Here is an 11,529-nt window from a genome sequence, read left to right as displayed (position 1 = left end):
TTTATACTGTATGAACGACATTCGCGGATGGAATGGGCTGTGGGCTGTCCTATACGTAAAAAAATCCCCTTACAGCGGATAAACCGCTGTAAGGGGATTAATTTTCATTCGTAATTGTCATTCTCTATCCAGCTCGATTTTGATGAGTTTGCGCGGTTCTTGTTCTTTTTCACCGTACCAGACGAGCACATCGGCGAACAGATCCATAATACGAATAAAGTTTTTTTTGTCGGCTTCCGTAATCTGATCTGCGAGCTTAAATATATCATCAAAACATAGCTCACGAACAAATGCAGTGTACTTCGTGTAAACCTCCCGCCCTTTGGCAGACGGTTTGACGTAAATATCTTTGCGGTTTCCGCTCAGATGATATTTTTCCAGTAATCCTTTTTCGGTCAAATTCTTCACATTTTTAGAAAAGGTACTGCGGCTAACGCCTAAACGCGCGGCCATCTCGGACATCTTCTCTTCCTGATCCTCTGCTTCCAGAATATATTCGAGTGTCTGGATCTGGGAAGCAGAGAAGGTCATATCTGTTCCGTAGCTGCGTTGTAGCTTGTAGGTGTTCGAGTAAGCATTGCCGTACTTGATTATTTTCTCGACAAGCTCCCGATGATCACCCATCCAATCTAATTTCATGCGTAATCCCTTTCGTCTTCAAATTCTCTCTCTATTACTCTACTGAAATCAGATTCGTTTTTCAATCCATGAAATCGCTTCTTCAATCACTTCATCCCGTGCTGTTTCATTAAATATTTCATGCATGAGATGTGCATAGATTTTCAGTGTTTTATCTGCCGAAGCGATATCACCGTAAAAGTCTCGGGAATCCTTTTCGCTAACCAGTCCATCATTCGCTCCATGTAACACAAGCACCGGATCAACGAATTGCTCCGCATGTTCTTTCAGCCATTCTACTCCATACCCCAGACTGTTAAATAAATCTACAGAAATCTGCTTTTCTACGAGCGGGTCATTAGCGTAAGCGGATACAACCTCAGGAACACTGCATACTCCGCTACCAAGTTCATTCGGGAAATACGTGCCTGCTGGCAGAGCCATCGGCAGTTCTCCAGCCACTTTCGTATTAAATCGAGTCAGCGCTCCTGATAATACGATGCCTTTCACTTTTCCTGGATATTTCGTTCCAAATGATGAAGAAGCAAAACCGCCCATACTATGTCCAATAATATACAGTGGCGTATCGCCGCTCTCTTGTAGTGCCGCTTCAACTACAGCGTTGACATCATCAATCAGATGATGAAAATCACTATAAAACGTTCGTTGTCCTTCCGATCTTGCATGACCCCGATGGTCAAAACGATATACGTTAAATCCACGGCCGTTCAATTTCTCTGTCAAATAATCATAGCGGCTGGCATGCTCTGCCAATCCGTGTACAATGACTACAGCTGCCTTTGCACCCTCAACTAAATTTTTGCTGAAATAAAGCTGTGTTCCGTCAAAGGATTCTAATGTTGTTTCGATGTTGGTCATCGTGTATCCCATCCTTTTCTTTATTTTTATATTCGTTATAAATAATATTGTTTCTTACAGAAACAATATATCACTCTTATGAATCGTTTGTCCACGAATTTTTAAAGCGGTTACAATTAAATTTTCTCGGAAGCTCACTTTATTTCTGATGAGCGTGACAACAATAAAAAGAACAGGCACTGTTTAACAGTACCTGTCTTCTCTCTCTGCATTACTGCTCTGTATTTGTCTTGTTCCATCGCTACTCTATATCCAGTGTAAATCCAAAACTCGAATTGATGAGCATCCTCCACTTAATTACCATTAAATGTCGAAAACATGCGCACAAAACGAGTTTATGTGATGCAAGTCTCTTAATCAACTTAACTCTATCTTAACAACGTTTGTTGGATGATAAGCCTGCTTATTAAGTTTGTTCGACGTAATGCAGAAGTCTGCTCACACCCTCTGCCATACCTCCCGTCTCAAAAAAACTGCTCCCCAATCTCACCGCTTCAGCTTTCATCTTCTCGCTTCTCATCGTTTCAAACGTCATGTCCTTTAGATCTGAAGCAGGTATGTTCATATCACGACCATACACGCCGACCCCTAATTCTTCCAGCCTGGATGCAATAGCGAATTGATCAGCCCCTTGGGGGAAGAGAATCATTGGCACGCCAAATGCAAGTGCTTCGGACACACTGTTATAACCGGCATGAGAGATAAAAACATCCGCCTTGCTTAAAATCTCCAACTGAGGAACAAATGCAGATACCGTCATATTTTCCGGAATGTCTCCCAAGGATGAAATATCAATGCTTTTTCCTACGGACATCATAATTTGGGCTTCGCTATATCTGAAAGCTTCAATACATTTCAAGTAGAAATCCGGGCGATCTGTGTAGATGGAGCCAAACGAAATATAAATCAGGGGGAGCTCATGCTCCTGTTTTGTTCTTTCCCTCATGGATTGAAGCATTACAGAGCTAACATTAGGGAACTGTGGACCTATAAACACAAAACGGTCATCAAACACATCCGAATGTGGCTGGAATACTTTTGACGTATATACTAGATTCAATTCTTCATTCCCACTAAACGCATCTACCAGGCCAAAATCTTGAATATGATGTCTTTCAGCCAGTTCTCCCGCCAAACGGTTTAGTTCGCTGGCCGTCGTGTCAGCAAATGCGTAACCTTCCTGAATTCTGAATACCTTGTGTATGAGAAAATGATGGTCTTTCTCCAAAAGCGCCTGATTGATCGCAAACGTTAAGACATAACAGGCCACTGGCACCTCAAGCAGTTCTGCAATCAGTTTGCCCCAATGAGCGTCGCTGTCCCTGACAATGTAGTCCGGTTGCTCAGCCATAACTTCTGCCAAAATCGCATGAAGAACAGCCCTGCTTTTCTGGATCACTCCAGGGACTAGATGCTCCAGCATCGTCTGCGGGTTGCTCAAAAACAAGCCCGGATCATTTTCGTCCACAAACAACTCTCTCATATTCCCATAGCTTCGAAAATCCACATCATAATCGGCAAGTAATCCTCTATATTGTTCGTCCGAATAATAAATCACGGTCTCTCCACGTGCCAGCAACTCTGCAACAAGGGGTAGTGTTGGTTTAACATGGCTGAAAAATGGAAGGCTAAATATCATTACCGTTGCCATAGCGGACTCCCTTCGTCATATGTCATATGATACACCCGAATCAGTCATTGGTAGTTCCTATAAGCATTTCTTCGTGAAGATACGCAAAAATACCGTCAACGCCCAGTTTCACTCCGCCTTCGTTACGCATCGTTTCCCCGACCCTCTTGCAGGACTCAGCATAAGCCTTATCATGGAGAATACGTTCCGTCATATACAAAATGTCCGAAGGTGTACAATGATGGCTATCGCCAATGCTTCCTGCACCCAGTGCCTCGATCCGGCTGGAAACGGCGAACTGATCCGCTGCTTGCGGGAACACCAGCATAGGCACTCCGTGATAAAGTGCTTCATTGGTACTGTTATGACCTCCATGTGTAATGAACACATCCACGTGGTTGAGCAGTCTTCGCTGAGGCACATGGGATCGAACAGTAACATGCTCAGGCAACTCGCCCAGTTCCTCAGGAGAGATTCGTTGTCCGACAGACATGATTACGTTCCACCGATGTTCCTGGAATGCTTCAATGCATTTTCGATAAAAAGGAAGACAGTCATTATATACGGTTCCCATCGATATGTAGATTACGGGTAGATCGGGTTCGATATGGGGTAAGTCTCCGCCCTCTTTCTCCTCCTCACGAATCATCGGACCCAGAAACAGATAATCCGAACCAAACGACTCTATAAATGGCTGGAAAACCCGTGAAGTGAAAACAAGATTAAGGTCGTCCGCCCCGGAAAAGGCATCGATCGCCCTATATTCTACAGAATATGGAAGAGAGAGTTCCCTTGTATATTCATTCAGATATTCACTGAAACTGCCCGATTCGGGAAGCCAGGTCATACGTCCTGTCTTACTTCCGAATACATTGGTAACAAAATATTCACGATGAATATCCATCATCGTCTCATTTAAAGCAATGGTAGTAATGTAACAAATCACCGGAATGTCAAGCATGGTGCCAATCATTTTCCCCCAATATGATTCGCAATCCCGAATAATGTAGTCCGGATCATCCTCCATCACCTGCCCAAGGAGTAAACGGACCATCTTCTGATGTTTATTCAGTTTATGTGGAACAAGCTGCTCCAACACTTTCAATGGGTCGGTTGTAAGAATAGGGATTTCTTCGTCCAACATTGGAAGCACATCCCCATAACTTCGACAAACCACGCCTTCCATTTGTACATATTTCATATACGCATCCGTTGTATAGTAATAGACCTGCTCCCCTCGGTTGGCCAGTTCTTGAACTAACCCCACTGTAGGATTAACATGACCAAAATACGGAAAACTGAACACAACGGTTGTACCCATTGCTGCACCGCCCTTTCGTAAATAAAGCCTGAAATCTCCGAACAACGCAATATGCCCGGAGATTTCAAGAAAGTATTAGTAATTGAACTACTGCACCGCAAACATTCCTGCTGTCAGTTTCTTCTCCAGTTCTTCGGCACTCGTGTTGAATGGAAGTGCGATATGCACTTGCAAGTTGCAACCGACATGTCTGACATAGAAATATACCCCGTAATGCTCAGCCGCTTCTGCAAAAGAAGGACCTCCGGCAGGTATTGAGTTATCTTCCGCTTCCGCTTGGACAGCTCCAAAATAATTGAGCAGAATACCCTTGCCTAGTCCTTGATCTTCCATATCAGTGAACCTGATCTGGTGGGAGGAAGTCGTTTGATTCAAAGCTCGAATTTGCTGCAAGAGTTGCTCCACCGGGGAATCGGTATTCATCACCCAGGGAATATAGTCCGTAAAATTACCGACAAGATGATAATAGGTATGCTCTCCATATCGTCTTCCACTGCTGACCAATTGTACAGGCAATTGCTGTAGTTCAAGATATTCCCGTCCAAAGACCGCCAGCAAGCCGAGTACCTTCATCCAGCCTTCCTCAGGATTTTCTTCTGCAAGTTCCCATTCCAACGTGATCGCCGTACTCTTCTGGGCCGGAAACTCCGCGAGCTTACTGCTCATTCCCAGGAGAAGTTGACGATACGTTGCCAGTTCAAAGCGACGCTCCAGTTCCAGAAAGCTGATTCCGAGCGGCCCCTCCTCGATCCGTCGAAGGTAATCACGATATCGGGTAGAATGTTTGCTTCCGTGCAACGTGGATGTCGCCCCTGTTAATACCTCAGCAATTAAACTGCAGCTCAACCCGTCCGATAAAGCATGATGAGAAGAGTACACAAACACTTTGGTTCCGGTTCCGTTGTGCTCGATTAACATCATCCTGTACAACAAACGGTCTGACCCATGCTCTTCAAATCTGTCATAGTACAATTCCGAGACCAGTTGTTCCATCACTGCTTCGGAGCATACTGCCTCAAGTTTGACGTGTGGTACTTTAAATCCGGCAGGATGCTCCCGCAAGCTCCAGCTGTTGGTCTGTTTGCCATTGTATAGACATCTCAGCATCTCCTGCTCCTGCACCAATCCGTGAATGGCTTGAGTGATTTCCTCATTTGTCTTGTCCGCAGGGAAATGCAGAACAACACCCACGTTCTCTGCACGTCCGAGATGTGTGGACTGAGTAGCCGAAAGAGGCAATATCGCCAATTCCACCTCTGCGGCCAGTTGTTTTCTGTATGTCTCTTGTTGGTCAGCAATGGTTACACGGGCAGCCATCAGAAGCTCCAGTTCCTTTTCATCCAGAGCCTTCTGAACTTGCTTCTGTAGTGATCGGTATGTCTCCGTTTCACCTGACACTCGTTCCGGTGATTCTACCGATTGAAGTTGCCGATCCTCTTCACAAGTCATTTGAAGCAACCGTTTTCCCAAAGCAACAGGTGATTGATGAACTAACAAGTCTCTCACATCCAGAGCCACCCCCTGCTCTTTCAGCAAAAAGCTGGCTTTCATTGCCGAGATAGAATCGCCACCCAGCTCATGGAACAAGTCGTCCGTTCCGATTCCATGAACATTCAAGACTTGCTCGAACACACGAACGATCGTTGCCTCCAGTCCATTCTCCGGCATACGGGATAGCTTCCCTGCCTCTTGCAACAGTTCCAAACGTTGAAGTGCAGCATGATCTACCTTGCCATTTGACGTCACAGGGAGCTCACCCAGCTTCACCAAGAATGATGGAAGCATATAATGAGGCAGAACGGTCATAAGCTCGATCTTCAGTTCGCGCGATTCTGGTGCATCGTCACCCGTGTAAAAAGCAACTAGTGAATTTTCATTTTCCGACAGCCTAGGCAGTACAACGGCTTCACGAACCCCGGTTATTTGTAGCAATCGCGCCTCGATCTCACTTGGTTCAACACGGTATCCTCTGATCTTAAGCTGGTTGTCGATTCTGCCTTGATATATCATTCTGCCATCCGGGAGCATTTTGGCCAGATCACCCGTTCGATACATACGCTCAAACCCTGGTATGTCTGAGGAGATGAACTGTCTCCCCGTTATTTCCGGCAGATTCAGATAACTCCGGGCAAGTCCAGTACCTGCGATGCATAGTTCTCCAGACACCCCGACAGGCAGTGGGTTCAGTTCTGCATCTACAACGCACAGTCTGCTATGAGGGATGGCGTATCCGATAGGTACTGAGAGCATATCGGCCTCTGCTTGATATTCCCATATCGTCGAACATATCGATGCTTCGGTTGGTCCGTAAGCATTCACACAGCGCATATGCTGGCTCCATGTCGATAACATGGCCGATGACGGCTCTGAACCAGCTGTGATCATGAGACGAAGGCCAGACAAACGCTCGGGATTCAAACGGGCCATGTAAGGTGGAGGTAGCGTCATAACCGTAACATTCGCCTTTTCCACGAACCGTTCGAAGTAATACGGATCAGCAATGGTCTCTGCTGATACTAAACACAGTGTTCCTCCGGTAGTAAACGCCATGGCAAACTCCCATATTGAAGCATCAAAAGAGCAAGAAGCAAATTGAAGAATACGATCTTCAGACTGTACTCCCAATGTGGAGATAAAAAGAGAAGAAAGATTAGCTAGTCCTGCATGTTCTAGCGCCACACCTTTAGGTATGCCTGTCGTACCTGAAGTATAGATAATATAAGCCAGATTGTTGCTTTGCGGTTTATGCAATGCCTTGTTTGTATTCACATCGGTAAATTGGATTTCCCGAGGCAGATAAACAGGCATATGATATGCGGTATCCTGTGTATCTGCCTGATCCGTAATCATGAGCACTGCTTCGCTGTCCTGAAGCATGTATGATGTGCGCTCCGCCGGAAACTCCGGGTCGATTGGCAGATATACCGCTCCTGCCTTAAGTACCGCCAGAAACGCAATGACGAGTTCAAAGGAACGCTCAAGTCTTACTGCTATGACATCTTCCAGGCCCACGTCCTTTGAACGTAGCCAGTTAGCCCATAATTCTGACTGTGTATCCAACTGTTCGTACGTCATATGTGAATCCCCAAACGACAAAGCTTCCTTGTGGGGAGATCGTTTGGCATGTAAGGCAAACTGCTCCAGTAATGTCAGGTCAGGTGAATGGCATCGGTTCTTGCTGTTGAGTTCCTTCCATTGGTGGTGCAGGCTCCCTAAGGGAAGTAGCGTCATCTGCGATACCAGTATCTGCGGATGTTCTATAACGGTCTGCATAATATGCATAAAATAGTCCACATAACGCAGTACGCTGTCCCTCTGGAAAAGACGGGTGCAGTACTCCAAATCGAAATACAACACACCATCCCCGCCCTCAAATCCGGCTAAAGTAAGATCAAATTTGGACACCGTTTGCTCGAAGCCAACATGTGAGAAATGCAGTCCTCTAAAATCAAAACGATTCTCAGCCATATTTTGAAGGACAAACATCGTGTCGAACATCGGATTACGGCTGGGATCTGGCGTGTATCCCAAGTTCCGCGCTAAATCCTGATATTGAATCGCCTGATGCTCAAATGCACCCAGCGCCGTATGTTTTACCTGAGTCAGGAGCTCAGTGAAACGCAATTGTGGTAACACCTCGGCGCGGATGGGAACCACATTTACAAACATGCCCATGGTGTGTTCCAGATCGGCCTGTGTTCTGCCAGAGACTGGCGAACCAACGACCAGCTCTTTCTGTCCGGACAGTTTGGAGAGCATAGTCTGGTACATTGTCAGGAGCAACATGAATAGTGTAACGCCACTTTCGGCGGCCAACTTCTTTAGTGCCGACGTGCGTGCCGCATCTACGGTAAAATGAATTTTGCTGCCCTCCAAGCTCTTAAGTTTCGGTCTAGGGTAATCATATGGCAAACTCAGAACGGGAACTCCGTTTCTGAACTGATCTGTCCAGTACTGCCTCTGAACCTGAAATTGATGATCCTCATTCTGTTTATGTTGCCACACCGAGAAATCCTTGTAATGAAGTTTGATTTCCGGTAACGAATCTCCATTGTAGATGCTCGCCAGTTCTGAGATGAATATACCAATGGAGGCACCATCAGCTACGATATGATGAAGATCAATCAGAAGCAAATGTTTTCTCGGTCCCATCCTGGTTATTCCAGCTCGAAACAACGGCAGGCTTGCCAGATCAAATGGACGGATAAATTGTCGGATCGTTTCCTCAAGATCAGCCGAAGCCTGCTCAGAATATTCAAGTGAAACAACGCTCTCACCGTGCACTTCCTGAACAGGGTCTCCATTGATCGCATAAAAAGTCGTTCGAAGAATTTCATGTCTCTTCGTCAGTTCCTCAAGCGCATACCGAAGTTGCTGATAGTCAAAATCCCCGTCGACAATAAGAGCCTCTGGCATGTTATAAGCGGTTGATTGCGGATCATTACAGAACAACGTGTACATCTGCTCTTGCGTAAAAGATAAAGGATAATGCACCGCCGGAATTGCAGGTGAAATGGTCAGACAAGCATTGATTTCTTTTGAAGTAATCACTTCCGCTAACGCCTTGACGGTCTGCTTTTCGAAAATATGATCTACACTGATCTCCACACGGAATTCTTTCTGAATTCTGGACATCAGCATCGTTGCTTTAAGGGAATGTCCTCCCGCAGTAAAGAAATTCTCATCTGCGGATACCCTCTTCAATTGAAGAACATCAGCAAAGATCTCGCATAACTTCTGTTCAGTTTCATTTTCCGGCTCTCGAAATTCAACATCCAGGTTGATACATTCCATCGAAGAGATCGCCTTCTTGTCCAACTTTCCGTTCTCCGATAGAGGAAGCTGATGCAGTCGATAATAGCGAGCCGGAAGCATGTAGAACGGCAACTCTCTTGCCATGTAATCACGTAATTCAACAGCCTTAATATCGTCAGTTTGAAGATAAGCAATCAATCGGACGGGAATGCCTTCTTCTTCCTCACATACAACGGCTGCCGCTTGAACACCTGGGTAGCTCTGAAGACGCTGTTCAATCTCGGGAAGCTCAATCCGATATCCTCTTAACTTCACCTGAGCATCCTTACGCCCGAGACAACAGATCTCCCCCTCTTCCGTCCATTTCGCCAGATCTCCAGTCCGATATAACCGCTCACCCGCAATAAACGGATGGGGTACAAAAGCTTGATCTGTAAGCTCAGGCTGGTTGAGATAACCGCGAGCCAGACCCGGACCCGACAAACAAAGTTCCCCAACGATCCCCGGCGAAACAGGCTCGTTCCAGTTATCGAGAATATATGCAACCATGTTCGATATCGGACGACCAATCGTCACCTTCTCTCCCTGTTCCACATCTCTTTTACAGAGGGCGACGATACTGGATTCGGTAGGACCATACTCGTTGTATATCTTCACATCGGAAAGCCGTTCCTTGCTTTCCTGAACGAGTGCAGGAGAGACACTCTCCCCCGCAAGCGTAATACGGCGCACAAACAGTTGGTCTTCCGGTTTAATCTGTTGCAAAAGCAGGCGATACAACGAAGGCACACATATAAAATGAGTGATTTGATATACGATAAGCAATTGCTTCAGACGTAATGGATCTTTAACCTGAATTTCGGTAGCCATAAAGAGACTTGCTCCCGACACAAGCGGGGTCAGGAATCCTGTCATGAAGCCATCAAATGAATAGGAAAAGAGCTGGATCGTGTTGTCCTCTACTCCCAATGCGTATTCTTCTTTTCTCCATGCGATTGAATTGACCAGTCCACCATGAGTTACGACTACCCCTTTGGGATTCCCCGTAGTTCCTGAAGTATATATGATATAAGCTGGCAGTTCGGCCGTGATGGGGTTCAATGCCTCATCATCATCACTTGCTGTATCCAGGTCTTCACACGAAAGCAATTGTTCCACGTCTTGGAACAAAGGAAGATTAACATAACGGGCCTGTGTGAGTAGACGGTTTATCCCGGCATCTTTCAGCATGAATCGAACTCGCTCTGCGGGCATCTGCACATCCATTGGCAAAATACACGCCCCGGCCCTCCACACGGCTAAGATCGCGACGGCCGTCTCCAGGCTTCGGTCAAGGTAAAGTCCTATGATATCCCCTTGTTTCGTTCCGTCCTTGACTAGTGTAGCGGCCCAGCGGTTCACTTTTTCCTCCAGTTCTGCATAACGTATCGAAGTATCCGATGTCACGATGGCTGTAGCCTCTGGTGTCTGCCGGACTTGCTCCGCAAACAAACCCATTACACTGGAACCATAGGTCCGGCGCGGCCCTGTTGCATATTCATTCAGCAATCGGTCGCGTTCTAGTCCAGCAAGCACCCCACTGTCCTCCACCGGACGATCCGGGTTCTCTATTAATTGTTCAATGATAACCCCGTACTGTTTCGCAAAACGCTCCAAATCAGGGGTGTTAAAGAAGCGGGTATTTCCGGCTAACACACCACACAGCTTGTCCTGACTCCAATACATATGAAGCCGCATCCCCAGCGTCTCACTCTCTACATCTGTTATGTTGTACATCCCCTGAATGGAAAAACGAATATGTTGAAGAAAAGCGTAATCCCGGTCATGGACAACCTTCATATCGTCTACAAGACGGTCCATCGGATAATCACTGTGTTTGACTGTCTCGATATATGTCGATTTAAGTTCATTTAGCCATTCCCGGAAAGTACAGCCTTTCGGGGAATGGTCGATTAGTGGAATCCAGTTGGGCTCCGGCGAACGTTCGCTTGTGTCTTGTATTCTGTTCACCGGGTAAGCAACGGTAAGTGAATCACTGCTGGTATGCTTGTGAAGAAGAGTCTTTAAAGCTGTCAGTAAAATCAAAAACAAAGCTTCTTTGGATTCCCCGCTCATGGTGCGTAACCGTTCGCTTACATTCTGTGCCAACTCAAACTTATAGGATTGAACAGCAGACTTCTCATGCTGAGGTGTGAAGGATGACGTGAACAACGTTTCCTCCGTTTGGAGTGCCAGCATTTTTTTTACCCAGTGCTTCTTTTGCAATCTTAGTTCCTGTGCGGAAACAGCCTCTTTTGGCGACGTTCGATCCATGTCACTTCATCCC

The 11,529-nt window shown here is 46.2% G+C and carries 5 protein-coding genes; all 5 read right to left on the bottom strand.

From position 1 onward, the window contains the following. Positions 1 to 117: 117 nt before the first annotated feature. The 5 genes from Q9R46_RS05110 to Q9R46_RS05090 all read right to left on the bottom strand — a co-directional run bounded on the left by Q9R46_RS05110 (position 118) and on the right by Q9R46_RS05090 (position 11,516). A complete protein-coding gene (locus Q9R46_RS05110; protein WP_311279188.1) occupies positions 118 to 639 on the bottom strand; it encodes a MarR family winged helix-turn-helix transcriptional regulator in 522 nt (173 codons plus the stop codon). Between the two features lie 48 nt (positions 640 to 687). Further along, positions 688 to 1,497 carry an alpha/beta hydrolase gene (locus tag Q9R46_RS05105; RefSeq protein WP_145329240.1) on the bottom strand — a complete coding sequence of 270 codons (810 nt, stop codon included), beginning with the start codon at positions 1,495 to 1,497 and terminating at the stop codon, positions 688 to 690. 406 nt (positions 1,498 to 1,903) lie between these two features. After that, positions 1,904 to 3,148, bottom strand: coding sequence for a macrolide family glycosyltransferase (locus Q9R46_RS05100; protein WP_311279187.1), 1,245 nt, complete (start codon positions 3,146 to 3,148; stop codon positions 1,904 to 1,906). A 40-nt stretch (positions 3,149 to 3,188) separates the two neighbouring features. Next, a complete protein-coding gene (locus Q9R46_RS05095) occupies positions 3,189 to 4,448 on the bottom strand; it encodes a macrolide family glycosyltransferase (protein WP_311279186.1) in 1,260 nt (419 codons plus the stop codon). An 87-nt stretch (positions 4,449 to 4,535) separates the two neighbouring features. Further along, the gene (locus Q9R46_RS05090; protein ID WP_311279185.1) at positions 4,536 to 11,516 is read right to left on the bottom strand and encodes a non-ribosomal peptide synthetase; all 6,981 of its coding nucleotides are present in this window, start codon (positions 11,514 to 11,516) and stop codon (positions 4,536 to 4,538) included. Positions 11,517 to 11,529 lie beyond the last annotated feature (13 nt).

The organism is Paenibacillus sp. RRE4 (genome assembly GCF_031844205.1).
In the GTDB taxonomy this organism is placed as follows: domain Bacteria; phylum Bacillota; class Bacilli; order Paenibacillales; family Paenibacillaceae; genus Paenibacillus; species Paenibacillus xylanexedens_B.
The sequence above is the reverse complement of the archived record's forward strand: the minus strand, read 5'-3'. Positions and strand labels throughout refer to the sequence as shown.

What these genes read in the sequence shown, in the direction of transcription:
- Q9R46_RS05110 (WP_311279188.1), bottom strand. Translation starts at nt 639, where the DNA reads ATGAAATTAGATTGGATGGGTGATCATCGGGAGCTTGTCGAGAAAATA.
- Q9R46_RS05095 (WP_311279186.1), bottom strand. Translation starts at nt 4,448, where the DNA reads ATGGGTACAACCGTTGTGTTCAGTTTTCCGTATTTTGGTCATGTTAAT.
- Q9R46_RS05105 (WP_145329240.1), bottom strand. Translation starts at nt 1,497, where the DNA reads ATGACCAACATCGAAACAACATTAGAATCCTTTGACGGAACACAGCTT.
- Q9R46_RS05100 (WP_311279187.1), bottom strand. Translation starts at nt 3,148, where the DNA reads ATGGCAACGGTAATGATATTTAGCCTTCCATTTTTCAGCCATGTTAAA.
- Q9R46_RS05090 (WP_311279185.1), bottom strand. Translation starts at nt 11,516, where the DNA reads ATGGATCGAACGTCGCCAAAAGAGGCTGTTTCCGCACAGGAACTAAGA.